The following is a 25,719-nucleotide window of genomic DNA, read 5'->3' as shown; positions in this document are numbered from 1 at the left end:
CCGATTCTATCGGCGCGGAAATCGAGCGGCTGAAAACCCGCGTGCAGCACCTTGCCGAGGAGAAAGCCTACTTGCAACTCATCGTCCGCCTGATCGAGCAGTTGAATCCCAGCCCCGGCCTGCGGGACATGATCAACAACATGCTACGCAGCATCATGGAAGCGATCGGCGGCACCGATATCAAACTCTGGTACTGGATCGAACAGGAAGCGCGCCACGCCAGCTTTCTGGGTAAAAGCGGGCTAGTGGCTGAAATCGATGATCCGATGGTCAAGCGCGTGATCCGGGAACGCGCGTTTATCGAGCAACGCGGCAACCCCGGTGAGGCGCTACTGCACGACGGCGCGCTGCCGAACTCTTGGACCTGGTGCTTCCCTCTGCTAGTCGAGCCGGAGCTGATCGGCGTCATCAAGCTGGAAAACATTTACATCGGCAGCAGTTCCTTACGGAACTATTTACCGGTTTTCTTCAGCCATGCCGCGCTGCTGCTCAGTAACGAAATTCGCAATCACCTACGTCAGAAAACCCAAGCTGCTTTACGCGAGAAAACCCAGGAACTCGACAGCTATTTCAACAGTGCGCTCGATCTGTTTTTCATCGCCGACATCGACGGTTATTTTCACAAGCTCAACCCGGCGTGGCACGATGTGCTCGGCCACGAACTCGCCGAGTTGAAGGGAAAGCGCTTCATCGACCTCGTTCATCCCGACGACCAGGCAGCGACGCTGCTGCTCATCAGAGCCTTGATTGACCCCACCGCCGTCGTCAATTGCATCAACCGCTACCGCCATCAAAACGGCTCGTGGCGCTGGATGGAATGGCGCGCGCAACGCCGCGGCAACTTGATCTTTGCCGCGGCGCGCGATATCACCGAAAAAAAACAGGCCGACGACGCGCAACGGCTGGCCGCCAGCGTGTTCGCCAACAGTCACGAAGGCATTCTGATTACCGATGCCGACAACCACATCCTCGATGTGAACGGCGCCTTTTGCCGGATCACCGGCTACACGCGCGACGAGGCCATCGGTCGCGACCCGAAGCTGCTCGGCTCGGGTCGCCAGGACGCCGCATTCTACGAGGCGCTGTGGCATGAGATCGCGGAAAAGGGTTCCTGGCAGGGAGAAATCTGGAACCGCCGCAAGTCGGGTGAGGTGTACCCGCAGATGCTTTCCATCGATGCCGTACCCGATGAAACCGGCCAGATACGCCATTACGTCGGTGCGTTTTCCGACATCAGTCACCTCAAGGAACACCAGGCCGAACTGGAGCGCATCGCTCATTACGACACGCTCACCGATCTGCCCAACCGCCGGCTGCTGGCCGACCGGCTGATCCAGGAGTTGGCCCGCACCCGCCGCAGGGGGCACCTGCTCGCCATCTGCTATCTGGATCTTGACGGTTTCAAGGCCGTCAACGACCGGCTCGGTCACGAAGCCGGCGATCAGTTGCTCGTCGAGATCGGCCAGCGACTGAAAAACGCCCTGCGCACGGGCGACACCGTGGCCCGACTGGGCGGAGACGAGTTCGTTTTACTGCTGTGCGACTTAACGCAGGAGCAGGAATGCCTTCCCGTGCTGGAGCGGGTACTGGGAGCCGTGGCAGCTCCATTAATCATTCAAAACCAACAGGTTATTGTGTCTGCCAGCATCGGCGTCACGCTGTTTCCACGCGACGACACCGATTCGGACCAACTGCTGCGGCACGCCGATCAAGCCATGTATCAGGCCAAGGAAGCCGGCAAGAACCGTTTTCACCGGTTCGAAGCCGAACCATAACGCTCTCAGTTTCCCCGCCCTTCCGGCGGCGTTGCCATTGGGCTCTCTTCCTTGTCGTGTTCGATCATGGCGTAGGCGGAGTGATTGTGAATCGATTCGAAATTCTCCGACTCCACCGAATAAGCCGCCACCCGGTCGTCCTGATTCAGCTTGACGGCGATGTCGCGCACCATGTCCTCGACGAATTTCGGATTGTCGTAAGCGCGTTCGGTGACGTACTTCTCATCCGGCCGCTTGAGCAGCCCATAAAGCTCGCAAGAGGCTTCTTTTTCCACCAAATCGATGATGTCCTCGATCCAGACGAAGCCTCGGGTGCGGATGTTGACGGTGACATGAGAGCGCTGGTTGTGCGCGCCGTATCTGGAAATTTTCTTCGAGCAGGGACACAAGCTGGTCACCGGGACCACCACTTTCAAATTCATGGAGGGCTTGCCGTCACGGATTTCGCCGATGAAGGTCACCTCGTAGTCCATCAGGCTCCGCACCCCTGACACCGGCGCCCCCTTGGTGACGAAATAAGAAAAGGTTATCTCGATGTGTCCCGCGCCGGCTTCCAGCCGCTCGGTCATCTCCGTCAGCATATCCTTGAAAGAGTCCACCGAAATTTCTCGACCGGGGACGTTCAAAATCTCCACGAAACGCGACATGTGCGTGCCTTTGAAATTATGCGGCAGGTTCACGTACATGTTGAAGGTGGCGATGGTGTGCTGTTCGCCGCCGTTGCGGTCGCGGACCTTGACCGGATGGCGGATATCCTTGATGCCGACTTTGTTGATCGCCAACCGCCGGGTGTCGGCGCTGTTTTGTACGTCGGGAATAGCAACCACCGCCGATACGGCCGCGGGACTCATCGTCAATGGCTTCATGCAAATCCTCTCAGCAGCGCACCGTCGTTCAAGAGATCAATAGTGGTAGGTTTGTTCGTTCGAACCGAATGGTAGCGAAAGCCTTTGTTTGGATCAGCAATCCGCCCGTTAATTCCCGACTGTGTCACTCAACTCTCCAGGATGGACGGTTCGGTCCCGACCGCGATCCAATCCGCCAGCTGCCGCAAGACGCCCTCCGCGTCCAAACGGCATTCCGCCAGCAATTCCCCGCGTTCGCCCTGATCGACGAAGCAATCCGGCAAGCCGATATTGCGGATCGCGGCCTGAAGCCCCCGCGCCGCCAGACACTCGTTTATCGCGCTGCCGGCGCCGCCGGCCACCACGTTCTCTTCCAGCGTCACCAACCGACGGTGCTCGGCCGCCACCTGCACCACGGTCGCCTCGTCCAGCGGTTTGATGAAACGCATGTTGACCACGGTGGCGTCCAGCCGCTCGGCCAGCGCCTCGGCGATTTCGACCATGCCGCCGAAGGCCAGCAGCGCCAGCTCGCGGCCCCGCCGGCGGATTTCCGCCTTGCCGACCGGCAGGGCCTGCATCTGGCGTTGCGGGGCCACGCCGGAGCCTTTGCCGCGCGGATAGCGCACCGCCGCCGGCTGGTTCAACTGAAAGCCGGTATACAGCATCTGTCGGCATTCGTTCTCGTCGGCCGGCGCCATCACCACCAGGTTGGGAACGCAGCGCAGGAAGCTGTAATCGAAGCTGCCGGCGTGGGTCGGCCCGTCCGGCCCGACCAGTCCGGCGCGGTCGATGGCGAACAACACCGGTAGATTCTGCAAGGCGACATCGTGAATCAATTGATCGTAAGCGCGTTGCAGGAAAGTGGAATAAATCGCCACCACCGGTTTGAGCCCGTCGCAGGCCAGACCGGCGGCCAAGGTGACCGCGTGCTGTTCGGCGATGGCGACATCGAAATACCGGTCGGGAAAGCGTTCGGCAAACGCCACCAAACCCGACCCTTCCCGCATCGCCGGGGTAATGCCGATCAGCCGCTCGTCGCGCTCGGCCATGTCGCACAGCCACTCGCCGAAAATTTGGGTGTAGGTCGGCCCGCCGCCGGGCTTGGCGGGCTTGAGGCCGCAGGCGGGGTCGAACACCCCGACCCCGTGATAGTCAACCGGCTCATCCTCGGCCAACTTGTAACCCTTGCCCTTGCGCGTCACCACATGCAGCAAGCGCGGGCCGTCGAGCGCCCGCAGGTTGCGCAAGGTCCGCACCAGGGTCGGCAAATCGTGGCCGTCCACCGGCCCGAAGTAGTTGAAGCCCAATTCCTCGAACAAGGTGCCGCCCGGCGCGAACATCCCCTTGACGTGCTCCTCGGCGAGCCGGGCCACTTCCAGCATCGGCGGCGGCATGTGGCTCAGCACCTTCTTACCGCTTTCCCTCATGCTGGAGAAAAGCTGACCTGACAGCAGCTTGGTCAGATGCGCCGACAGCGCGCCCACGTTCGGCGAGATCGACATTTCGTTGTCGTTGAGCACCACCAGCAGCTCGGTCTTGAGATGGCCGGCATGATTGAGCGCCTCGAAGGCCATGCCGGCGGTCATGGCGCCGTCGCCGATCACCGCCACCACCTTGCGATCCGCCCCCGCTCGCTCGGCGGCGAGCGCCATGCCCAGCGCGGCGCTCAACGAGGTACTGGAATGGCCGACCCCAAAGGTGTCATACGGGCTCTCGCAGCGCTTGGGAAAACCGGAGACGCCGCCCTTGCGGCGCAGGGTTCCCATGCGGGCGCGCCGCCCGGTCAAGATCTTGTGCGGGTAGGTTTGATGGCCCACATCCCACACCAGCCGATCTTCGGGCGTATTGAAGACATAATGCAGCGCGATGGTGAGTTCCACGGTGCCGAGGTTGGCGGCGAAATGGCCGCCCGTTTTGGCCACGGTCTGGATCAGAAATTCGCGCAGCTCGTGCGCCAGCGCCGGCAACCGCGCCTCCGGCAGCTTGCGCAGGTCCAGGGGCGTGTCAATCTGTTCCAGCAGCGGAAAAGCGGTTCCGGGGGTCATCGCGGTCGGGTCCGTACCGGCTAGCGGCATGATAAGAGGATGGGTGATGACTGCCATGAGCCTCGTGATCCGCGGCCGATGGCGGCCGGCTTCAGTAAGCTCGCTCGACGATGTAATGGGCGATCCAACGCAACGGTTCGGCCTCGCTTCCGAACGCCTCCAAACTAGCCAGCGCGTCCTGATGCAGCGCGCGCGCGTGGTCGCGGGAACCGTCCAAGCCCAACAGCGAAGGATACGTCAGCTTGTCGTGCGCCCGATCCGCGCCGGCGGCCTTGCCGAGCGTGGCCGTATCGCCGATCACGTCGAGAATGTCATCGCGGATCTGAAAAGCCAAGCCGATGCACTTGGCATAATGATCGAGCTGTTCCAGCAAGCGCGGCTCGACCTCTGTTTGACTGAGCGCTCCCAGCAATACGCTGGCGCGGATCAGCGCGCCGGTTTTGTGAATGTGCATGTTCTCCAATTCAGCCAAGGTCAGTTCCTGGCCGGTCGCCGCCAGATCGATGGCCTGACCGCCCGCCATGCCGCGCGAGCCGGCCGCGTGCGCCAGCACCCCCACCATCCGCAAGCGGATGGTGGGGGCCTGGATCATGCCGCCATCCTGGCAAAGCACCTGGAAGGCCAGCGCTTGCAAGGCATCGCCGGCCAGGATCGCCAGCGCCTCGCCGCAGGCCTTATGGCAGCTCGGCCGACCGTGGCGCAGATCGTCGTCGTCCATGGCCGGCAGGTCGTCATGGATCAGGGAATAGGCGTGAATGAACTCCACGGCGCAGGCGGGGCCGTCCAGGGATTCCAAGGCCGCCCCGACCGCCGCGCCGGCCGAGTAGACCAGCAGCGGGCGGATGCGCTTGCCGCCGCCCAACACGGCGTAGCGCATGGCCCGATGCAACGCGCCAGGATGCAAGTCGGCGCCCGGCAGTCGGGCGTCGAGCGTCCGTTCGGCGCGGGCCTGATAGTTCTTGATGATGGCTTCGACCATGCGCGTCAACCAGCCGTTTCGTCGAACGGCACAATTTCCACCACGCCGTCCCGCTCGGTCAGACGGGATACCGTTCGCTCCGCCACTTGCAGGGCGTTTTGACAGGTTCGCACCAAACCCACACCCCGTTCGAAGCGTTGCAGCGCTTCTTCCAGGCTCAATTCGCCCTGTTCGAGTTGCCCGACCAGCGCCTCTAATTCCAGCAAAGCCGCTTCGAAAGGAATAGGGGATTGCTTCTTGACCGTCATTCCCGCCCGTCCGATTTTGAGTGAGCCCTACGTTACCTTGCGGCCGGCGCACGGTCAATTTTGCAATGGGCTGTGCCAAGAAAGCAGCCGCGACTTGACCGATGCCGCCTTTCGAAAAGCCGGATGCGGGCAAGCCGGTTCACGGAGCCGATCCGTTGCTTGCGCCGGACCCGTCGCGGGCCGCTACCGTCTGACGCCGCTAGGCGTCCGGCTCATCCTGGCGGGTGAAACGCACGATGCGACGCCGGTCCTGCTTGGTGGGACGGGTGGACGGCTGCGGGAAGGCAAGCGAATGCAGGCGGCGCTGTTCGCCGAGCCGCTCGCGCCGCAGCCGGCTTTCGGCGCTTTCCTCGTAAAGCAGGATGGCTGCTCGGGCGGGGCCGCGCCGGTCGCTCAGGGCCTTTACCGTGATGAGGTATTCATCTGGCCCGCGCTGGATGCGCAGCATGTCGCCGATTCGGACCGCGTGCGCCGGTTTGCTGCGCTGGCCGCCGACATGGACCTTGCCGCCGGCGACCGCCTCGGCCGCCAGGGTTCGCGTCTTGAAAAACCGCGCGGCCCAAAGCCATTTATCGAGTCGGACCCGGCTTTCCGCGCTGGCGGCAGCGGCGTGCCGGACAGCGCCCTCTCCGGTCTCATCATCGGTCATGACTGGCGCACCCGCCGTTCCCCGATGCGGCCAACGGCCGGCTAGCGCGGCGAACTAGGGCGCTGGTCCTCATCGGGCAGCGTGATATTCAACTCCAAAACCTCGTAGCCACCTTCGCGATCCAGATGCACCTTGACCTGGCTTTGATCGATCGGCACATATTTGCGCACCACCTCCAGCAGTTCCTTTTTGAGCGCCGGCAGATAATCGGGGCTGCCGCGCCGGCTGCTGCCCCGCTCGTGCGCCACGATGATCTGCAACCGCTCCTTGGCCAACGCGGCCGACTTGTTGGGAGGCGTCCGAAAATAATCTAACAGGCCCATGGCTTAGCCTCCGCCAAACAGGCGCTTCAAAAACCCCTTCTTCGGAATGTCGATGAACCGGTGCGGCAATTCCTTGCCCAAAAACCGGTCGACCAAATCGGCATACGCGGCGCCCGCGTCGCTGCCGTCTTCCAAAATGACGGGAACGCCCGCATTGGAGGACTGCAAGACCGCCGGCGATTCGGGAATCACCCCCAACAGGGGAATGCCCAGAATTTCCAACACGTCCTGAATGCTCAGCATGTCACCGCGATGGGCGCGGTCGGGCGCATAGCGCGCCAGCACCAGATGCTCCTTGACCGGCTCGTCGCCCTGCTCGGCCCGCCGCGAGCGGCTGGCCAGAATTCCGAGAATCCGGTCGGAGTCGCGCACCGAGGAGACTTCCGGGTTGGTCACCACCAGGGCTTCGTCGGCGTAATACAACGCCATCAGAGCGCCCCGCTCGATCCCGGCCGGCGAATCGCAGACGATGTATTCGAACCCTTGGCGGAGCTCGTTGAGGATTTTTTCGACCCCTTCCTTGGTCAAGGCTTCTTTGTCTCGGGTCTGCGAGGCGGGCAGGATGTAAAGATTTTCGACGCGTTTGTCCCGAATCAGCGCCTGATTCAGATTGGCCTCGTTGTTGATGACGTTGATGAAGTCATACACGACCCGGCGCTCGCAACCCATGATCAGGTCAAGGTTGCGCAATCCTACATCGAAATCGATCACCACGGTCCGGTAGCCGCGCATGGCCAAACCGGTGGCGAAACTGGCGCTGGTCGTGGTCTTGCCCACGCCTCCCTTGCCGGAGGTCACGACGATGACGGTTGCCAAGCTGCTATCTCACCCTGTTAGGTTAATCCCACTCGAACGGATCATCCCCCTCGCCCGCTGCATCAGCGAGTCAACGGTTCGATGATCAAGCGTTCTTCCCTTAAATGAATCTGTACTGCTTTACCCCGTTCGGACGCACCCAGTTGCTCGTAAACCTCATAGCGCCCGGCGATCGAAACCAATTGAGCTTCGAGAAGCTGGCAGAAAATCCAGGTGTCCACATCGCCCTTGACGCCCGCCAAGGCGCGACCGCGCAAAGGGCCATAAACATGGATGTTGCCGTCCGCCATGACATCGGCGCCGGCGCTGACCGCGCCCAGCACGATCAAATCGCCGTCCGCGGCATACACTTCCTGGCCCGAGCGAACGGAATGCGCGATCACCCGCGCGCGCGCCAGCACCGGCGGCGGTTCGGGCGGTTCGAGCTTCTTGACCCCGCCGGCGGCGCGGCTCTCGGGCAATACCGGCAACCCCGCCCGGCGGGCCGCCGCGTGCTGCTTCGGGCTGCCGTTGCGGATGCCCACCGGTATCATGCCGCGACCCCGCAGCAGTTCGTAGAGCCCCTTGAAATCCACGCCTTCCTTGGAATCCGCCAGCGCTTCCAAATCGATCACCACCGGCGTGTTGTTGAAGAAACTGGGCGCTTGCTTGATTTTTTCCGCCAGATGCCGCTCGATCGCTGTCGGGTCCGACTGAAAAAGCCGCAGGACCGTCAAGGTGAATAAACTGCCCTTGAGTTCGAAGGGCAGAGCAATTTCGTTTGCGACAGGAGAGCGCAGTAGCATACAGAGCGGAAAACCTCGACCGAACGCTTGATTATTGGCGTTATTTTACACATCCATCCCATTGGAGAACACGTTCGCGGCCCAGAAGCTCGCGCCCTCTCCCTCAATGATCGTGACCGTGCGCGTGCACGTGGCCGTGGGACAATTCCTGCGCCGTCGCATCGCGCACGCCCAACACCTCGACATCGAAATTTAGATTCTTGCCGGCCATCGGGTGATTGGCGTCCAAAACCACGCCCTGATCGTTGACCGCCACGACCCTGAACGCCATCAGGCCATGCTCGTTCTCGCCTCGAACCTCCATTCCGACCTGAATGTCTTCCTCGGGCGGAAATTGCCCGCGCGGCACTTCGAACACCGCCTCGGGGTTGAAAGCGCCATAGCCATCGGCGGGCGCGACCTTGACCGTCGACAGAAAGCCGGCCTCGCACCCCTCCAACGCGGCCTCCAGGCCCCGAATGATGTTGCCGTAGCCATGCAGGTAAACAAACGGTTCGTGTCCCCGACTGGAATCGAGCAGCAGGCCCTCGTCGTCGGTGAGGGTATAGTGCAGAGACACCACCCTGCCGTGAGCTGCTTTCATGGGCGTACCTATGATCTGTAATTAGGGCCTTACTATAGCCCATCCCGCGTGCGTTCGCGCAAGAAAGCGTTTTCAAAAACCGGCGCTCGATCCGCTCGGACCCCTGTTTTCGCTCGCGTCATCCTCTATAGTGTTACTGTAAAATCCCCTTTCGTTGACCGCTCACAACCGCCAGGGAATTGCCTTCATGCACGTCCCTTTTCCTGTTGCCAGGGTATTGGCCCTGTCTTCGCTGCTGGTCGGACTGCTGTGGCTAAGCGGCTGTGCCAGCTCTTCACACCCGAGCGCGACCGCAAGCTCGCGCGGCGATCATGCCGGCGCCCGCCAGCGCATCCTGGCGTCCGCCGAACGGCTGATCGGTACCCCGTACCGGCTGGGCGGCGAGTCGCCCGACGGTGTGGATTGCAGCGGCTTGGTGCAATTTGCGTATTCGCGGGCTGGCGTCCGCGTGCCGCGCACGGCGGCCCAACAGTTCGAAGGCGGCCGGCCTCAGCCCAAGGTCTTGCCGGGTGATTTGCTGTTTTTCCGCACCGACGGTACCGGCGCGGTTTCTCATGTCGGAATTTACGCCGGCAAAGGTCAAATGATTCACGCCTCCTCCAGCAGCGGTCAGGTCCGCAAAGTCAGCCTCAATCAGCGGTACTGGCGACAACACATGGTCGGAGGCGCTACCTACCTGGGCGGGACGGCCGCCCCGGCGCTCGGGCGCTGGCCGGCGGATCGCATCCCCTCCAGTTAAACGCCGAACTCCGCCACCCGCTCGCCGGCGTTGAACACCGCCAAGGCGCCGGGCCGCATCACCGTCCAGGCTTCGTTGTCGGTCAGCGGCCGGGTTGCGATCACGGTGACAACATCATCGGGTGTGGTTTCGGCCTGAAAATCCACCAGCATGTCGGCGTCCATCAAGCGAGCTTGACCGAATGGCGCGCGACGGGTCAGCCAAGACAGTTGGGTGCCGCAATGGGCGTAGAGATGGCCGGAGTCGCTCAACAAGAAATTGAAGACGCCGCGCGAGTTTAATGCTTCCGTCAATTGCTGGATGCAGCGCCACAGTTCGGCGGGACGGCGCGGCGGCTTGGGAAAGCGGTCGCGGATGCGGCCCAGCAGCCAGCAGAAGGCGTGCTCGCTGTCGGTGGTGCCGATGGGCCGATAATGGTCGAGCGGCAGCCGTTTCACCCCGCGCAATTGGCCGTTGTGGGCGAACACCCAATTCCGCCCCCACAGCTCGCGGCTGAACGGATGGGTGTTTTCCAGGCAAATCCGCCCTCGGTTGGCGCGGCGGATGTGGCTGACGACGATCAGGCTCTTGATGGCGTAGCGCTGCACCAGCCGGGCGATTTCCGATTCGGCGCTGGGGTTGGGATCGTGAAAGGTCCGGCAGCCGCGTCCTTCGTAAAAGGCGATGCCCCAACCATCCCGGTGCGGCCCCGTTTTGCCGCCGCGCTGCATCAGACCGGTGAAGCTGAAGCAAATATCGGTCGGCACGTTGGCGCTCATCCCGAGCAGTTCGCACATCGCCGTCAGCCCCGCCGAATCAGCCCCAGCGCGGACCGGGCGCCATGTCGAAGCTGAAGCTGGGCAGGCCGCGCTCGCGGCGCAGGTAATCCAGGAACGGATTGCCGCGCAGTTCTTCGTCCAGCGTGGTCGCGGGACCGTGGCCGCTACACACGATCAGATGGCCGGGCAATTCCAGCAACCGCCGCAGGCTCGCCCACATCAGATCGGGATCGCTGAGCGGAAAATCGGTGCGGCCGATGCTGCCGGCGAACAGCGTGTCTCCCGAAAAGACGTATTTGTCGTCGTAATAACAGCCCTGGCCGGGCGTATGACCGGGCGTGGACAGAAACTTGAAGCGCCATTCGCCCACTTCGACAGTGCCGCCGTCCTCGACGTAGCGATCGATCCGCCCGCACGGACGGTCGAATTCCGGCATCCCGAACAGCAACGAGCCCTGTCGGGGCAGCATCTCAAACAGCTCCCGCTCCAGCGTTGGTAAATACGTGACCGCTTCGGGAAATTGCCGCTGCACGTCCGCCAGACCCCCCGCGTGATCGAAATGGGCGTGAGTCAGCAAGATCGCCCGCAGGTCTGGACGCGGGTCCATTTTGACGAGCACCTCCGCCAAGGCCGGCCCCTCGCCGGTGTCCACCACGGCGCAATGGCCGGTGGCGGGATCTTCGAGCAGATAGGCGTTGACCTGGAACGCGCCCAGGGTGATACAGCGGACTTTCATGGCAGGCACTCGATGATATGGTCTTCCAACCGCCGCGCCCGCCGCTCCGACACGGCCCAGCCGCGCACGCTCATGCCAGCGCGCCGGGTCGAATCCGCTCGGCCGGTCCGCAGCGGATGCCAGACCGGTAGCGGCCGACCTTCCGCCCGCAGCCGGTAGGCGCAGGTCGGCGGCAGCCAGTTCGCGTGGCGGGCCAAGCCGGGCGTCAGTTGCACGCAGTCCGGCACCCAGCGGAGGCGTCCGACGTAGCGGGTGCAGCGACCGGTGCCGAGGTCGAGCAGCTTGCAGGCGACATTGGTATGAAACAATTCGCCGGTATCTTCGTCTTCCAGTTTGTGCAGGCAGCACTTGCCGCAGCCGTCGCACAAGGCTTCCCACTCGGCGGCGGTCAGTTCGGCAAGCGGTTTGCTTTCCCAAAAGCGGGGCGCGGCATCCATGACGGAAAGCGAACGGGCGTCGGCGCGCGCTAGTTCTGGATTCTGATCTGAGTTCAAGACGAAATGTATTCGCGCAGCACCCTGGCTTCGAAGGCGATTTCTTCCAATTGCGCCTTGACCAGATCGCCGATGGAGACCACGCCCACCATCCGGGTTTCTTCCACCACCGGCAGATGCCGAAACCGCTTGACGGTCATGATGGCCAGCACTTCGCTGACGGAATCGTCCGGCTGACCGGTGGTCATGTCGGTGGTCATCCAATCCTTGACCAGCATGGTTTCGAAGTCGCTTTCGCCCTGGGCGTAGAGCCGCACCACATCGCGTTCGGTCAGAATGCCGATCGGTTCGCCGTTCGCACCTTGTACCATCACCGAGCCGACGCGATGTTCGTTCATGAGCCGTATCGCGGAGCCCACGGTACTGGCTTCCGGTACGGTCACCGGCCGGCCGCCTTTGTTCGTCAAGATTTCCTTCAAGCGCAACATGGATGGGTTCCCCTCTGGTTGGGCAAAATGGATGGAAGGAGATTATTTATCAAACTGGTCGGTTTTAGCTACAGCCGCGATGCAGGGAACGCTCCGTCAGCGGCTCCATGCGAGGTCGCCGGAACCGTCAAGCGGGCAAAACCCGTGCGACGATCATCTTAAGATAGTCGGTTTCGGGAATGGCTGGTGGTACCGGATGATCCGGGCCTTGGCGGCCGTGCTCCAGAATCACCAGATTGCGGTCGAGATGTCGCGCCCCTTGCAGCAGGGTTTGCACCAGGATATCGCGGGACAATAATTGCGAGCAGGAGCAAGAGACCAGCAATCCGTCGCGCTCCAGCACTTGCATGGCCATTTCGTTGAGCCGCCGGTAGGCCAGCGCGCCTTCCTTGAAGTCCTTGCGGCGTTTGATGAAGGCGGGCGGATCGACGATCACGACATCGAAACGCTCGCGGGCTTCGCGTAACTGTTTGAGGACTTCGAAGGCGTCGCCTTGGCGAGTTTGCACCCGGTCGCCGACGCCGTTCAGCGCGGCGTTGGTCGCCGCCAGCTCCAGCGCGGCGGCGGAGGAATCGACGCACACCACCTCGCGCGCGCCGCGCGCCGCCGCGCGAATCCCCCACGCGCCGACGTAGCTGAACACATCCAGCACCCGCCGGCCGGCGACGTAACGATCCAGCCGGGCGCGATTGTCGCGCTGATCGTAAAACCAGCCGGTTTTCTGGCCGGTGCGCGGCGCGATTTGAAAGCGCAGCCCGTCTTCCTCGACCGTCACCATATCTGGCACTTCGCCCGCCGCGTCGGTGACAGTGCGCTCCAAGCCTTCCATTTCCCGCATCCGGCTGTCGTTACGCCAGAGCACCGCTGTAGGCTTGAGCACTTTTTGCAGGGCGGCAAGGATGTCGTCCTTCAGCCGCTCCATGCCGGCGGTGGTCAGTTGCGCCACGCACAAATCGCCGTAGCGGTCCACGATCAAGCCCGGCAGGCCGTCGCCTTCGCTGTAGACCAGCCGATAGAACGGTTTTTCGTAAAGCCGCTCGCGCAGGCCGAGCGCGACGTTGAGGCGATGGACCAGCAGCGACGGGCCGAGCGGATGTTCTAGATCGCGGCTGACCAGCCGGGCGCACAACAGCGCGTGCGGGTTGATGTAGCCGGTGCCGAGCGCCTTGCCGTTGCTGGCCTGAATCGTTATCGGCTGGCCGGGCTGGAAATCGCGCAGCGGGGTGGCGGTGACATCGATTTCGTTGCTGTAGACCCAGAGGTGGCCAGCGCGCAGGCGGCGGTCTTCATCCTTGCGCAGGCGCAGCGGGGCGAAATCAACGGGAGACGCAAAAGCAGTAGACATGAGAAAAGACATTCCAAAGGACACGGCGGGAAATCACACCCAACGAAAGCGAACGGTTTTCTCGCCGCCGCAAACTGTCAGAATAGACGTATAGCTTACCCCAAACCGCGAGCCTTCCGCCTCATGCCCAAAATGCGCGCCAGTTTTCAAGGACTGGTCCGACTGCTGGCCAAAAGCCTGTACCCGGAACCGGACGTGTTCGTCCGCGAGCTGTTGCAAAACGCCCACGACAGCATTCAACTGCGGCGAATCGACCGCCCGGAGCCGGCCGGCGAAATCCGCATCGACGCGGACGAACGGACCCGCCAATTGCGCTTCAGCGACAACGGCACCGGCATGGACCGACAGGACATCGAGGATTTTTTAAGCGTCGTTGGCAGCACCGGAACCGGCAGCCGCACCCGCGAACTGGCCGCGCGCGACGTGGCGGTGGCCACCATCGGCCAATTCGGCATCGGCCTGCTGTCGGCGTTTGTGGTGGCGGAACGGATCGAGGTTCAGACTCGCAAGGCGGGCGCGGCCCACGCCTGGCGCTGGATCAACCACGGCGGCGAGGATTACGAACTGGAAGCCCTGCCGGCGGACAGCCGAGCGCTCGGAACCCAGGTCAACGTCACGCTAACTCCGGATCGGAGCGCGTTTCTCGACGGTCGCCTGCTCCAACAAACCGTCCGCCGTTACGCCGATTTTCTCCCCTACCCGATCCTGCTTAACGGCTTTGGACCGATCAACGCCGTCAACGCGCCTTGGCACGAACCGGACTGGCGCGATCCCGTCGAGCGGGAGCGATTGCTGACCGCTTTCCTCAGCCAGCGCTACGCCGATTCGCCGCTGTTAGTCGTTCCAATCGAGTTGGCGCGACCGAAAGCGTCGGGCGGCCTGTACGTCCCCGCCCGTTACGCACCGGCCGGCGGATTGAGCGGGGCCGTCGATTTATTTCAGGCGCGTATGTGCATCCGTGCGAACGATGGCGAGTTGTTGCCCGAATGGGCGCGGTTCGCGCGCGGCGTGGTGGATTGTCCGGACCTTCAAGCGACCGCCGCCCGCGATAACGTATTACGGGATAAAACCTACGATGCCCTGCGCGAAGCCTTGGGCGAAACTCTCGTCTCGGCCTTGCTCGATCTAGCCGCCCGCGACCGACCGCGCTTCCTGCAACTGTGCGACTGGCAGCACGACGCGATCAAGGGCATGGCCGCCCGCCATTTGCAATTCGGCGCGGCGGTGCTGGAGCATTTGCCCTTCGAAACGAATCAGGGCCAGTTGACCTTACCCGATTATCTCAACCGTCAACCGCCCAGCGATGGTAAGCGACCGCTGTATTTCTTTACCCATGCAGCCGACGCCAACCAGTTTTATGCACTCTGTCAAGCGCGTGGCCTGCTGGCGATCAACGCCGGCCGCTCCTTCGACGAAACGTTGCTGCGCCGTTACGCCGATCAACACGCCGAAACCGTGACGCTCAAGGCGCTGGATCGTTTGGACGATCCATCGTTCTATCAACGCCTGAACGCCGAGGAACAAACCCTTTATGGACGATTGGAACGAGCGGTGGATCGGGCGCTGGCGGAGCAAGAGGTGCAGGTCAAGACCCAAGTCCGCCGCTTTCAACCGGCCGATTTGAGCGCGATTTTGCTATCTGGCCAGCGGGTTTCAGCATTCGACGAGATGGAAAAGGCGCTGGAAAAGCCGTTTCTGTTGGACGGACTGGCGGAACTGGCCGGCGAGGTGCGCGACCGGCTGCGCCGGCAACCGTTGGATTTATTTCTGAACGCCAATCATCCGCTGATCCAAGCCTTGCGAGAAATGACCGATCCGGATGCACCCCACCACCGGCCGATCCTCACCGGCTTGTATTACGGCGCGCTGCTCAACGCCCAACACCGGCTGACGCCCGCCGTCGCCCGCCGGTTCCACGCTGACTTGCAAGCGCTCCTCGGCGATTATCTGGCGCTTCAAATTCGACGAAACGCCTGAGCGGCGCGGTCGGTGGCGGTCGAGAGATCGCTCCCTTACAACCGCTGTCACGACTTGAATTTAAGATCCGAACTCGTTAGATTGATCGACCTTACTCTTAGCGCCGGAATAGCTCAGTCGGTAGAGCAACTGATTCGTAATTAGTAGGTCGGAGGTTCGAATCCTCTTTCCGGCACCAAAATCAAGGCTTGCGGCGACGCAAGCCTTTTTCATTTCGGCGACCAATACCTTCTCAACACGTCCCACCTATCAGACCTAAAAAAAGGATTCAAAGGTATCTTCATGTCAACCGTAAAATTCTTTAGCGGCGAGCAAATCCCTCTGGAAATGCACAAGGTGCGCATCGTTCAGAAACTGAACCTGCCGCCGGTGGAATATCGATTAAAGGCCATTACCGAGGCCGGCAATAACACCTTCCTGTTGCAAAATCGGGATGTATTCATGGACATGCTGACCGACAGCGGCGTCAACGCCATGAGCGACCAGCAGCAAGCAGCCATGCTGATGGCGGACGATAGCTACGCCGGCAGCGAAACCTACAACCGGCTCGAAACCAAATTACGGGAGATCTTCGGCCTCCACTACTTCCTGCCCACCCACCAAGGCCGCGCCGCCGAAAACATCCTGTCTCAGATTCTGGTCAAGCCAGGCACGATCGTGCCCATGAATTACCATTTCACCACCACCAAGGCGCATATCACCCTAAATGGTGGAACCGTCGAGGAAATCATCACCGACGCCGGTCTTGAGGTCACCAGCGAGCATCCGTTCAAGGGCAATATGGATATCGAAAAACTGACGGCTCTGGTCGAAAAGCACGGCCGCGACAAAATCGCCTTCGTGCGCATGGAAGCCGGCACCAATTTGATCGGTGGTCAGCCCTTCTCTCTGCAAAACCTCACCGACATCCGCCAAGCGTGCGACCGGTACGGCCTCCTATTGGTATTGGACGCCAGCCTGTTGGCCGACAATCTGTATTTCATCAAGGAACGCGAGACAAGCTGCAAGAATTTGAGCATCCGGGAGATCACCCACCGGATGGCGGCGCTCTCCGACATCGTCTACTTCTCCGCCCGCAAGCTCGGCTGTGCCAGGGGCGGCGGTATCTGCCTCAAGACCGAGGAGATGTATCGCAAGATGCGCGGGTTGGTCCCCCTCTACGAAGGCTTCCTGACCTACGGCGGCATGTCGGTCCGGGAAATGGAAGCAATGACGGTCGGCCTCGAAGAAACCATGGACGAGGACATGATCAATCAGGGACCGCAATTCATCCGCTACATGGTCGATGAACTGGTCAAGCGCGGCATTCCGGTCATCACCCCCGCCGGCGGCTTGGGCTGCCACCTCAACGCCATGGAATTCCTCCGCCATGTCCCGCAAAGCCAGTACCCAGCCGGCGCGTTGGCCTCAGCGCTCTACATCGCCAGCGGCGTGCGGGGCATGGAGCGCGGCACCCTATCCGAACAGCGCGATCCCGACGGCAACGAAGTGTTTTCCAACATGGAACTGTTGCGCCTCGCCCTACCGCGCCGGGTTTTCACGCTGTCGCAGGTCAAATATGCCATCGATCGCATCAGTTGGTTGCACGAACATCGCGAGCTGGTCGGTGGGCTAGTGTTTACCGAGGAGCCAGAAATTTTGCGGTTCTTCTACGGTCGGCTAAAACCGATTTCCGACTGGCAAGAAAAACTGCTGGCCCGGTTTAGGCAGGATTTCGGCGACAGTCTGTAGGAAAAAGCAAAAAGGCCGCCAGCGCGGCCTTTTTATTGCGATCTCTCGCAAAATTCACCCGGTCTGCTGCTCGGCCGCGACCAACACCAGATGGTCGCGGTGGATCAATTCCGGTTCGTCGATAGGGCCGATGGCCGCCTCAATCCGACGGGTGGTCTTGCCGATCAGCAATAATGTGCGTTCGGTATCGTAGTTCACCAGCCCGCGCGCGATTTCGTCTCCCGAAGGGTCCAGGCACGCCACCAAGTCGCCTCGGTCGAAGCGACCTTCCACCGCCGTCACGCCGACCGGCAGCAGGCTCTTGCCGTCGGCGCGCAACGCCCGCACCGCGCCGCCGTCCAAATGGAGTCGGCCCTTGACCTGCAACTGCACCGCCAGCCACTGTTTGCGCGCCGCCAGCGGGCTTTGGCTCGGCCGCAGTAAAGTCCCCAGATTGTCGCCCGCCGCAATCCGCCGCAGCACCTCCGGCTCGCGTCCCCAGGCCAGGAGCGTGAACGCGCCAGAACGGGCCGCCTTGGCCGCCGCGCGCAGTTTGGTCGCCATCCCGCCGCTACCCAAACTGCCAGCCCCGCTCGCCATCGCTTCCAGCGCGACATCGCCGGCCTTGCCTTCGCGGATCAGCCGCGCATCGGAAAAATCGCGCGGGTTTTTGTCGTACAAGCCCTGTTGGTCGGTAAGGATGACGTAGAGTTCCGCCTCGACCAGATTTGCCACCAAGGCCCCCAAGGTATCATTGTCGCCGAAGCGAATTTCCTCGAAAGCCACCGTGTCGTTTTCGTTGATAACCGGCACCACCCGCAAGCGCAACAGCGTCCGCAGGGTATTGCGCACGTTGAGATAGCGCTGGCGGTCGGCGGCATCTTCGTGGGTGAGCAGAATCTGCGCGGTTTGAATCTGATGGCGGGCAAAGGCCGATTCCCAGGCTTGCACCAAGCCCATCTGCCCGACCGCCGCCGCCGCTTGCAGGTCGGCCAGCGCGGCCGGTCGTTGCGACCAACCCAAACGCCGCATTCCTTCCGCCACCGCGCCGGAGGTCACCAGCAGGACTTCCCGACCGGCGCGATGCAGCTCCGCCATCTGCGCCACCCAGGCGTCGATGGAAAAATTATCCAAGCCCTGCCCGTCGTTGGTGATCATGGCGCTGCCGATCTTGACCACCCAACGCTGGGCTACTCCTAGTTCTTCGCGGCTCTTGCTAAACATCATCCGCCTCATCAGAAGCGGCGGACGCAAGCTCCCGTTCGGCCGCAATCGCCTGTTCCTGCTGGCGTTCTTCGAGCCGCTCCATGACTTTGCGCACCAATGCCTCGGCGCCCTCGCCGGAGAGGGCCGAGATCGCGAACTGCGGGCCGCGCCAGCGCAGCGCGCGGCGAATCTTGGCGACCAATGCCTTGCGCCCGCCTTCCGGCACTAAATCCAGCTTGTTCAGCACCAACCACCGTTCCCTGGCCGCCAGTTCCGGGCTGTAGCGCTTCAATTCCTTCAAGATCACGCGCGCGTCCCGCACCGGATCGCCGCTGTCGCTGTGAGGGGAAACGTCGATCAGATGCAGCAACAGCCGAGTGCGGGCTAAATGCCGCAAGAACTGGATGCCCAACCCCGCCCCTTCGGCCGCGCCTTCTATCAGGCCCGGAATGTCAGCCATGACGAAGCTGCGCAACGGCCCAACCCGCACCACGCCCAAATTGGGATGCAAAGTCGTAAAGGGATAATCGGCGACTTTAGGCCGGGCGGCGGACACCGCGCGGATCAAGGTGGATTTGCCGGCGTTCGGCATCCCCAGCAAACCGACATCGGCGATCACTTTCAACTCCAGCCGCAGATCGCGCGCTTCCCCCGGCGTCCCCGGCTTGGACTGGCGCGGCGCGCGGTTGGTGCTGCTCTTGTAGCGGGTGTTGCCGAGGCCGTGAAAACCGCCTTGCGCCACCAGCAAGCGCTGGCCGGCTTCGACCAGATCGCCGATCAGCTCGCCGGTTTCGACATCGTGGGCCAGCGTCCCGACCGGCACCACGATGTTCAGATCGGCACCGCCGCGGCCGGTGCAATTAGCCCCCATGCCTTTCTGGCCGTGCTCGGCCCGAAACAGTCGGGTGTAGCGATAATCCGCCAGCGTGTTGAGTTCGGCATCGGCTTGAAGGTAGATACTGCCGCCGTCGCCGCCGTCGCCGCCGTCGGGACCGCCGAAAGGGATGTACTTTTCGCGTCGGAAGCTGACGCCACCGTCGCCGCCGTCGCCGGCCTCGACCCGGATGGTCACTTCATCGACGAATTTCATGGCGTCCTCCTCGAACCGGACCCAAAAGAAAAGCCCCGTGCGGGGCTTTCGCTGCGCCCGGACTTCCGGCTCACTGCTGCGCCGGGTAGACGCTCACATATTTGCGGTTGAACGGCCCCTTGGTCTCGAAGGTGACATGGCCTTCGACCTTGGCGTACAGCGTGTAATCCTTGCCGCAACCCACGTTGGTGCCCGGATGGAATTTGGTGCCGCGCTGCCGGACGATGATGTTGCCCGGTATCGCCAACTGGCCGCCGAACAACTTGACGCCCAAGCGCTGGGCCTGGGAATCGCGACCGTTGCGGCTGCTGCCGCCCGCTTTTTTGTGTGCCATGTTTCAGTCCTCCTGAACGGACGCCGCTTCCGCTTTCTGCAAAACCGGCGCTTCGGCCTTCTGCATCACCGGCGCTTCGGCTTTATGCGACCCTGAAGCGGCTGATCCGCTGATGCCGCCGATCCGCAGTTCGGTAAAACTTTGCCGGTGCCCTTGGGTCTTGCGATAGTGCTTGCGGCGACGGAACTTGATGATCCGAATCTTGGGGCCGCGTCCTTGGGATTTCACCGTGGCGCTCACCCGCGCACCTTCGATGTAGGGCGCACCGACCTTGATCTGGTCGCCGTCGGCAATCATCAACACCGTGTCGAATTCCACGGAAGCGCCTTCCTCGACATCAAGCTTTTCGACTTTGAGGGTCTGACCCTCGGCCACCCGGTATTGTTTGCCCCCGGTTTTGATGACAGCGTACATTGATGAGTTCTCCAAAACGACTCGGCCGCCCGACTAAAGGGGTGGAATTCTAGTCGCACGGTCGGTCGAGGTCAAACAAATTCCAGCCGCTAGCGACGCTTAGGCCCCCGCCTTGACCCTGTCGCAGCCAATCCGTAGCATGACAGGGGTTTTCTTCCAAGCCATCGCCTCCCATGAATATCGAACAAATCCGCGTCCCCATCGCGGACGACCTGCAAGCCGTCAACACCCTGATCCGTCGCCAGCTCCATTCCGATGTGGTGCTGATCAATCAGTTGGCGGGTTACATCATCGACGGCGGCGGCAAGCGAATGCGGCCGGTCACCGTGCTGCTCGCCGCCCAGGCGTGCGGTTATGCCGGCCGACAGCACATCGACGCCGCCGCCATCGTCGAGTTCATCCACACCGCTACTTTGTTACACGACGATGTGGTCGACGAATCCAGCTTGCGGCGCGGCCGGGAGACGGCCAACGCCATTTGGGGCAATCAGGCCAGCGTGCTGGTCGGTGATTTTCTGTATTCGCGTTCGTTTCAGATGATGGTCGGCATCGGCAGTATGCGGGTCATGGACATCATGGCCGACACCACCAACACCATCGCCGAGGGCGAGGTGATGCAGTTGCTGAACTGCCACGATCCCGACACCACCGAGGAACGCTACATGGCGGTGATCCACTGCAAAACCGCCAAACTGTTCGAAGCGGCGGCGCGGCTCGGCGCGGTGCTGGCCGGTCGGTCGCGCGAGGAAGAACTGGCGCTGGCCCGCTATGGCCTTCATCTGGGCACCGCGTTCCAGTTGATCGACGATGTACTGGATTACAGCAGCTCCAGCGCCGAGATGGGCAAGAATATCGGCGACGATCTGGCCGAAGGCAAGCCTACTTTGCCGCTGATCCACGCCATGCGCCACGGCACGCCCGAGGAAATTCGGTTGATTCGCGGCGCCATCGAACAAGGGGGCCTGGAGCAAATCGAGATCGTGACCCGCACTATTGAGTCGACCGGAGCGCTGGACTATACTTCGCGTCTTGCCGCGCGGGAGGCCGAACTGGCTATCGCCAGCCTGCCGATGCTCCCGGAGTCTCCCGCCAGAGACGCGCTCATCGGTTTGGCGCGGTTTGCGGTCGACCGCCGTTGTTGATCATTCCCCCGTCGGGGTGTAGCTCAGCCTGGTAGAGCGCTGCCTTCGGGAGGCAGAAGTCGCAGGTTCAAATCCTGTCACCCCGACCAAAATCAATGACTTACAGTCTCAAAATCGATTGATCCCGAACTATGACGGGATTATGACGTTCCAGCATCCTTACTGTCTCTTCCAATTGTCCCGGCATCAGGTGCGCGTAGACGCTGTGCGTGACTTGGATATCGCGATGCCGGAGCAGCTTTGCGATTTGCTGGATCGGCACTCCCGCTTGCGCGAGCCAACTCCCGCAGGTCCGCCGTAGATCGTGCGGCGTACACTTCGCAATCCCCGCCCGCTCGACCGCCGACATGAAGCCGTTGCGCACGTTCGCCAACCGCTCGCCGCGACGGTTGCAAAACACCCAAGGAGTTGCCGGACAATGGATGGCCCGAAAGCGAGCGCGTGATAAAATAGCGTCTCTCGCCGTTTGATTGAGCGGAACGCTACCCAACCGTTCGCTTTTCTGATCCATCGCCCCCAGCAAGATCCGACCTTGCTGGAGGTTTACCCGCTTCCATTCCAGTTTGAGCATTTCGCCGGGCCTCATACCGGTATGCAATCCTAGCCGGATGAAGTCGGGCAGATAATCCGCAACCTTCGGCTCTTCGTTGGCCGCGCTCACCAGCAAAACCGCCTCTTCCGGCGTCAACCATCGATCCTTGCCAGGCGGTTCGGGCAATCGTTGTGCTTCCGCCGGATTGTCGATCCGCCAACCCAGCACGCGCCGTCCCCAGTTCAGCGCCGACGACAGCAACCCAATCTCCTTATTAATGGTGCCCGCCGCCGCGCCCTCGTGCCGCCGCGCCAAGCAGTAGCCGTGAGCGTCAACGGGCCGAAGCGAGTTCAGCACCCGATTTGCGCCTAGCACTCGGTACAAGTGCTTGACGCTGTACCCATCCCGCTCCAGCGTCTTTTTGTCGGGATGCGCATCCACATACATCAGCATCAACTCATGCAAGGTATGTTCGGGTTCGACACCGAGGACTTTTTGTTGGTGGCTGTCAGCCCTCCAACGGCTCAGGAGCGCCTTGGCCTGAGTTTTGTTATCCGTTCCAGTACTTCGGCGGCAGCGTCGGCCCCGTGCATCGGTATAACTCGCGTACCAGTTCGGTGACTCCGGCTGCTTGTAAAGTCCGTCTCGATCTTTTCTTGGCATGGTTTCCCCTCCATGCGCGCTCTTGCGCGTCTATTTTCGATGTACCGGCGAACACTAGCAACATCCACCATGGTCCGGCCGCGCACCGACACTTCAACGAGGTCGCCGTCCGCGATCATCCGTTGCACCGTGCGCGCTGAAACCTCCCCCAGTTGTCGGGCGGTTTCTGTGATGCTCCAGAGTAGTGGCTCAGGCTGATTCATGATCCGTCTCGGTTTGCGCCGTCCGTGGCGCGTTGCTGATCTAAAACATTACAGGTTGGCGTTCCTGCTTCTTCGCCATCGCGCGCACCTTGCGGATAGAGACGGGCGGACGAATGACGGCGGTGATAAATTCCCGATCGAGCGCCACTATGCGTTCGTGGTGCTGCTCCGCCAATTCCTTGACACCTTCCAGATCGGCCTTGGCGGTGTCGAAGTGTTCGGGCAAGAGGTCGCTGCTGTGGCGCAAGCCGAAGGCAAACCGGACCCGCTCGTGAGCGGCTTGGCCGGCGCTCTCTCGAAACTTGCAGCAAATCGAAATGCGGTGGATCAACCCATCAATGGCACGCTGCTGTTCGGCGGTGAGGCGGGGCGGGCGCTCCGGCTCAGCCTGTGCCATCACTTCCTTGATGCGGAAATAGAGCTTCACCAGTTGCCGTTGAATCTGCCAACTGAGGTCGTCGGTGAAGGACTTCACCAGCATCAGATAGCCCGATTCGGTGATGAGAGTAATTGCGGTGGTTGCGTCTTTTAGGATGCCTGGATAGCTAGTACGAAATTCGTCCAAGCTTTTGGAATCAGTGATATAGAAATAATCTTCTTGGGAAATGAACCGCTCACGGTTAGAGGCGAAATTGCGCTTTGCAGTACCTTCAACGCGGTTATGAACCTTGTCGATCAAGGCAAACGTGAGGACGGCTTGACCCTGGTAGGTCAGATAGGGAATTTCGACTTCGCTGGTGATACGGATAAGCTGAGTAGACATGCTGCGGACTCCGTGGGAAGGATTGGAGGCCGCCAACATCAAGTGCAAAGACGATGGTGGCGGACTGTACGAGGTTTGCACTACCGGCCACGGACCGGCCATCCTTTCGGATGCCCCGCACAGCCCGCCATAGACGAGCAGGCACAAAAAATGCGCCTGGTATCGCTGATGGCGCTGGTGCGCCGTGGATTCCGGGGTGCAAATCCCGACTCTCGTTTTTTGCGAGAGCGAGGACAGCTTACGCCGGGTGCTTGCGGGAATCAAGGGGTTGTTGCGGGTGGGACCACGCTCGCTATCTGAATTGATTGCCGGTACAATAAAATAATGACCCTGCTGACGGTGATCGAAACGCCCGAATTTCTGCGCCAAGCCGCTGAAGTGTGGACGCCGGAGCAGCACGACGATTTTGTTGCCTGGATCGCCGCCAACCCGCTGGCGGGCGATGTGATCCCTGGCGCACAAGGGATGCGCAAAGTCCGCTGGACCGCTTCCGGGCGCGGCAAACGCGGCGGTGTGCGGGTGATCTATTTCAATCGATTGAGCGCGGGAGCCGTGGTGCTGGTCACGGTTTACGCCAAATCCGAACGCAGTACCTTGTCGGCCAGCGAAATCAAGAGGATGAGACGCGATGACCCCTGACGAGATCAACCTTGAAGACATGGATATCGAAGCGGTGGCCCGTGCGGTAGAAGCGGATGCGGGCCACGCCTTGCCAGGGCTACGGGAATCGCTGGCCCAAGCCCAGCGGGGCGAATATGCGGCGGTACATACGCCTGAACAGATCAAGGCGCGTGCGCGGGGCCGACCGCTGGGCAGCGTCCAGGCCACCACCAAGCAGGCCGTCAAGCTGCGGCTGGACGCCGATGTCTTGGATGCGCTCAAAGCCACCGGCAGCGGCTGGCAAACCCGCATCAACGACATGCTGCGCGCCTCCTTGCGCTTGGCCGGACGAGTGTAAGCCTGGGCGGGAAGCAAGCTATTCAAGCTCTGCCGATTGCCCGGACATGAGGAGGTAGGCCCGCGTGGTTGTCTCCATGTCGATGCAGCAATAGGTGCATATAACGGCATACTGCCCCTCTTTATGAAGCCTGGGGCAGTCAGCACCGTTAATCACCTGCTTGGGCTGGGGAATGCCGAGGACGCGAGCGACGGTATCGAGCGACACGAAACGCTCATCCGCTAATTCCATGCTGAAATAGCGAATTTGGCGCATGGTGTCGAACATCGGCTGATCGAAATTAGCCAGCGCATTAGGCAGCCGGAGCCGATGCCGCAAGAATGCATTGCGCAGCTTTCCCGCATCGAATCCAAATAGATTGTGGCCGACGATCACGGTATCGGCTGCCACAACCTGATCCAGAACCGCGCGCAGCGCTAGCAGTAGTCCCTTTTCATCGCAGCAGGGCAGCACCAGCCAGCCCGGCACCTCGAAAGATTCCGCGCTCATGCCGTTCAGGACGACAGCGATTTGATCGGTTTTTAGGGCCACACAGAGGATGGGCGACGCATCCAACAGCGCCGCTTTACTGTTGATCCTGTCGGCGATTTCGCCTCTCTTGGCTTCTGCCGTTGCAGGCTTCCAGTTCTTCGGCGGCTTCCACGCCTCCAGCGCTGCCGCCGTCGCTTCAGAGGGCGCATCGCCGGTTTCGCAGTCCAGCACCATCCAAGCGGCTGGGATCAGTGCATGGGCCGCCAGCGGCGTGAGGTACGGTTGCTGTGTGATGGCGAGCATCACCAGCGTCTCCCGCCGTACCCGCCACCACCGTAGCCGCCGCGATTACTGTAACCGTTGGAGCGGTTGCCCCATCCGCCGCCGTCTCCGCTTCCGCTTCCGCCGCCCCAGCCGCTCTCCTTGCGCTGCCACGCATCGACGGGATAGCCGGCGTTGGCGAGGGCCTGGATGGCCGAGAGGATCGCTTGGGGATTCGCCCCGCATTCGGCGGGAAGGTGCAGATCGACCCGGACAGAGCCGAGGGGCGTATCGATTTTGACGGGGATGGAAATGCCGGTGATCGGCAGTTGCGCCGGTTGCTGTGGCTGCCAGCCGCCAGCGGCGACGGGTTGTTGCTGTTGCGCCTGGGACAGCAGCGCCAAGAGCGCCGCTTGCATGTCCGGGTTTTGGGTCTGATCGGTCATT

Annotated in this window: 30 protein-coding genes and 2 tRNA genes; 9 read left to right on the top strand and 23 right to left on the bottom strand. The window is 61.8% G+C overall.

What is annotated here, in order from left to right:
- Window positions 1–128 precede the first annotated feature (128 nt).
- Window positions 129–1,775 (top strand): diguanylate cyclase, encoded by a 1,647-nt coding sequence (locus IPK09_00910; protein MBK7982172.1) that lies wholly within the window; start codon window positions 129–131, stop codon window positions 1,773–1,775.
- Between the two features lie 5 nt (window positions 1,776–1,780).
- Here the strand turns inward: IPK09_00910 and IPK09_00905 are convergent, their stop codons facing one another.
- The 9 genes from IPK09_00905 to IPK09_00865 form a co-directional block, all read right to left on the bottom strand.
- Window positions 1,781–2,626: a GTP cyclohydrolase I FolE2 gene (locus IPK09_00905; GenBank protein MBK7982171.1), complete on the bottom strand. Its 846-nt coding sequence runs from the start codon at window positions 2,624–2,626 to the stop codon at window positions 1,781–1,783.
- 143 nt (window positions 2,627–2,769) lie between these two features.
- The gene (gene dxs / locus IPK09_00900; GenBank protein ID MBK7982170.1) at window positions 2,770–4,665 is read right to left on the bottom strand and encodes a 1-deoxy-D-xylulose-5-phosphate synthase; all 1,896 of its coding nucleotides are present in this window, start codon (window positions 4,663–4,665) and stop codon (window positions 2,770–2,772) included.
- Window positions 4,666–4,756: 91 nt separating this feature from the next.
- Window positions 4,757–5,644, bottom strand: coding sequence for a (2E,6E)-farnesyl diphosphate synthase (ispA, locus tag IPK09_00895; GenBank protein ID MBK7982169.1), 888 nt, complete (start codon window positions 5,642–5,644; stop codon window positions 4,757–4,759).
- Window positions 5,645–5,649: 5 nt separating this feature from the next.
- Entirely contained in the window at window positions 5,650–5,892 is a 243-nt protein-coding gene (locus tag IPK09_00890) for an exodeoxyribonuclease VII small subunit (protein ID MBK7982168.1), read from the bottom strand.
- 199 nt (window positions 5,893–6,091) lie between these two features.
- Window positions 6,092–6,541, bottom strand: coding sequence for an RNA-binding protein (locus IPK09_00885; GenBank protein MBK7982167.1), 450 nt, complete (start codon window positions 6,539–6,541; stop codon window positions 6,092–6,094).
- 41 nt (window positions 6,542–6,582) lie between these two features.
- Window positions 6,583–6,864, bottom strand: coding sequence for a cell division topological specificity factor MinE (minE, locus tag IPK09_00880; protein MBK7982166.1), 282 nt, complete (start codon window positions 6,862–6,864; stop codon window positions 6,583–6,585).
- 3 nt (window positions 6,865–6,867) lie between these two features.
- The gene (gene minD / locus IPK09_00875) at window positions 6,868–7,680 is read right to left on the bottom strand and encodes a septum site-determining protein MinD (GenBank protein ID MBK7982165.1); all 813 of its coding nucleotides are present in this window, start codon (window positions 7,678–7,680) and stop codon (window positions 6,868–6,870) included.
- Between the two features lie 62 nt (window positions 7,681–7,742).
- A complete protein-coding gene (minC, locus tag IPK09_00870) occupies window positions 7,743–8,465 on the bottom strand; it encodes a septum site-determining protein MinC (GenBank protein MBK7982164.1) in 723 nt (240 codons plus the stop codon).
- A 103-nt stretch (window positions 8,466–8,568) separates the two neighbouring features.
- Entirely contained in the window at window positions 8,569–9,048 is a 480-nt protein-coding gene (locus IPK09_00865) for a peptidylprolyl isomerase (protein ID MBK7982163.1), read from the bottom strand.
- Between the two features lie 187 nt (window positions 9,049–9,235).
- Between IPK09_00865 and IPK09_00860 the strand changes: the two genes are divergently transcribed.
- Window positions 9,236–9,787: a C40 family peptidase gene (locus tag IPK09_00860; GenBank protein MBK7982162.1), complete on the top strand. Its 552-nt coding sequence runs from the start codon at window positions 9,236–9,238 to the stop codon at window positions 9,785–9,787.
- Here IPK09_00860 and IPK09_00855 read toward each other — a convergent pair.
- From IPK09_00855 to IPK09_00835, 5 genes are all read right to left on the bottom strand, one after another.
- Window positions 9,784–10,563, bottom strand: coding sequence for a class II glutamine amidotransferase (locus IPK09_00855; GenBank protein ID MBK7982161.1), 780 nt, complete (start codon window positions 10,561–10,563; stop codon window positions 9,784–9,786). The two genes, IPK09_00860 and IPK09_00855, sit on opposite strands and share 4 nt — an antisense overlap.
- Window positions 10,564–10,582: 19 nt before the next feature.
- Window positions 10,583–11,281, bottom strand: a complete 699-nt coding sequence (locus IPK09_00850) for an MBL fold metallo-hydrolase (GenBank protein MBK7982160.1) — start codon at window positions 11,279–11,281, stop codon at window positions 10,583–10,585.
- The gene (locus IPK09_00845; GenBank protein MBK7982159.1) at window positions 11,278–11,718 is read right to left on the bottom strand and encodes a YcgN family cysteine cluster protein; all 441 of its coding nucleotides are present in this window, start codon (window positions 11,716–11,718) and stop codon (window positions 11,278–11,280) included. Before IPK09_00845 ends, IPK09_00850 begins: the two co-directional genes overlap by 4 nt.
- 53 nt (window positions 11,719–11,771) lie before the next feature.
- Complete coding sequence (locus tag IPK09_00840; protein MBK7982158.1) at window positions 11,772–12,203, bottom strand: CBS domain-containing protein; 432 nt, start codon at window positions 12,201–12,203, stop codon at window positions 11,772–11,774.
- A gap of 127 nt (window positions 12,204–12,330) precedes the next feature.
- Window positions 12,331–13,548, bottom strand: a complete 1,218-nt coding sequence (locus tag IPK09_00835; GenBank protein MBK7982157.1) for a class I SAM-dependent rRNA methyltransferase — start codon at window positions 13,546–13,548, stop codon at window positions 12,331–12,333.
- A gap of 123 nt (window positions 13,549–13,671) precedes the next feature.
- Here IPK09_00835 and IPK09_00830 point away from each other — a divergent pair, with 123 nt between their 5' ends.
- The 3 genes from IPK09_00830 to IPK09_00820 all read left to right on the top strand — a co-directional run bounded on the left by IPK09_00830 (window position 13,672) and on the right by IPK09_00820 (window position 17,256).
- Entirely contained in the window at window positions 13,672–15,525 is a 1,854-nt protein-coding gene (locus IPK09_00830; protein ID MBK7982156.1) for an ATP-binding protein, read from the top strand.
- 102 nt (window positions 15,526–15,627) lie between these two features.
- Window positions 15,628–15,703, top strand: a tRNA-Thr gene (locus IPK09_00825).
- Window positions 15,704–15,807: 104 nt separating this feature from the next.
- The gene (locus IPK09_00820) at window positions 15,808–17,256 is read left to right on the top strand and encodes a tryptophanase (protein MBK7982155.1); all 1,449 of its coding nucleotides are present in this window, start codon (window positions 15,808–15,810) and stop codon (window positions 17,254–17,256) included.
- Window positions 17,257–17,310: 54 nt separating this feature from the next.
- Here IPK09_00820 and IPK09_00815 read toward each other — a convergent pair whose 3' ends face one another.
- The 4 genes from IPK09_00815 to rplU all read right to left on the bottom strand — a co-directional run bounded on the left by IPK09_00815 (window position 17,311) and on the right by rplU (window position 20,279).
- Complete coding sequence (locus tag IPK09_00815) at window positions 17,311–18,459, bottom strand: glutamate 5-kinase (GenBank protein ID MBK7982154.1); 1,149 nt, start codon at window positions 18,457–18,459, stop codon at window positions 17,311–17,313.
- Complete coding sequence (obgE, locus tag IPK09_00810) at window positions 18,452–19,531, bottom strand: GTPase ObgE (GenBank protein MBK7982153.1); 1,080 nt, start codon at window positions 19,529–19,531, stop codon at window positions 18,452–18,454. Before obgE ends, IPK09_00815 begins: the two co-directional genes overlap by 8 nt.
- A 70-nt stretch (window positions 19,532–19,601) precedes the next feature.
- The gene (gene rpmA / locus IPK09_00805; GenBank protein MBK7982152.1) at window positions 19,602–19,865 is read right to left on the bottom strand and encodes a 50S ribosomal protein L27; all 264 of its coding nucleotides are present in this window, start codon (window positions 19,863–19,865) and stop codon (window positions 19,602–19,604) included.
- A 3-nt stretch (window positions 19,866–19,868) separates the two neighbouring features.
- Window positions 19,869–20,279 carry a 50S ribosomal protein L21 gene (gene rplU / locus IPK09_00800; protein ID MBK7982151.1) on the bottom strand — a complete coding sequence of 137 codons (411 nt, stop codon included), beginning with the start codon at window positions 20,277–20,279 and terminating at the stop codon, window positions 19,869–19,871.
- A gap of 173 nt (window positions 20,280–20,452) precedes the next feature.
- Here rplU and ispB point away from each other — a divergent pair, with 173 nt between their 5' ends.
- Both ispB and IPK09_00790 read left to right on the top strand, forming a co-directional pair.
- On the top strand, window positions 20,453–21,421 hold the full coding sequence (gene ispB, locus IPK09_00795) for an octaprenyl diphosphate synthase (protein MBK7982150.1): 969 nt from the start codon (window positions 20,453–20,455) through the stop codon (window positions 21,419–21,421).
- A 12-nt stretch (window positions 21,422–21,433) separates the two neighbouring features.
- Window positions 21,434–21,510 (top strand) — tRNA-Pro (locus IPK09_00790).
- Between the two features lie 11 nt (window positions 21,511–21,521).
- Here the strand turns inward: IPK09_00790 and IPK09_00785 are convergent.
- The 3 genes from IPK09_00785 to IPK09_00775 all read right to left on the bottom strand — a co-directional run bounded on the left by IPK09_00785 (window position 21,522) and on the right by IPK09_00775 (window position 23,729).
- On the bottom strand, window positions 21,522–22,406 hold the full coding sequence (locus IPK09_00785; GenBank protein MBK7982149.1) for a site-specific integrase: 885 nt from the start codon (window positions 22,404–22,406) through the stop codon (window positions 21,522–21,524).
- A gap of 71 nt (window positions 22,407–22,477) precedes the next feature.
- Window positions 22,478–22,819, bottom strand: a complete 342-nt coding sequence (locus IPK09_00780) for a helix-turn-helix domain-containing protein (protein ID MBK7982148.1) — start codon at window positions 22,817–22,819, stop codon at window positions 22,478–22,480.
- Between the two features lie 40 nt (window positions 22,820–22,859).
- On the bottom strand, window positions 22,860–23,729 hold the full coding sequence (locus tag IPK09_00775; GenBank protein ID MBK7982147.1) for an ORF6N domain-containing protein: 870 nt from the start codon (window positions 23,727–23,729) through the stop codon (window positions 22,860–22,862).
- Between the two features lie 183 nt (window positions 23,730–23,912).
- On the opposite strand from IPK09_00775, the gene IPK09_00770 reads away from it, so the two are divergent.
- Window positions 23,913–24,221 (top strand): DNA-binding protein, encoded by a 309-nt coding sequence (locus tag IPK09_00770; protein MBK7982146.1) that lies wholly within the window; start codon window positions 23,913–23,915, stop codon window positions 24,219–24,221.
- A gap of 19 nt (window positions 24,222–24,240) precedes the next feature.
- Window positions 24,241–24,540, top strand: a complete 300-nt coding sequence (locus IPK09_00765; protein MBK7982145.1) for a BrnA antitoxin family protein — start codon at window positions 24,241–24,243, stop codon at window positions 24,538–24,540.
- 18 nt (window positions 24,541–24,558) lie between these two features.
- Here IPK09_00765 and IPK09_00760 read toward each other — a convergent pair whose 3' ends face one another.
- Window positions 24,559–25,314 carry a hypothetical protein gene (locus IPK09_00760; protein MBK7982144.1) on the bottom strand — a complete coding sequence of 252 codons (756 nt, stop codon included), beginning with the start codon at window positions 25,312–25,314 and terminating at the stop codon, window positions 24,559–24,561.
- A complete protein-coding gene (locus IPK09_00755) occupies window positions 25,314–25,718 on the bottom strand; it encodes a hypothetical protein (protein MBK7982143.1) in 405 nt (134 codons plus the stop codon). Before IPK09_00755 ends, IPK09_00760 begins: the two co-directional genes overlap by 1 nt.
- Between the last annotated feature and the right edge of the window lies 1 nt (window position 25,719).

The organism is Candidatus Competibacteraceae bacterium (assembly GCA_016713505.1).
Classification (GTDB): Bacteria; Pseudomonadota; Gammaproteobacteria; order Competibacterales; family Competibacteraceae; genus Competibacter_A.
This window is presented reverse-complemented; position numbering and strand designations above follow the sequence as displayed.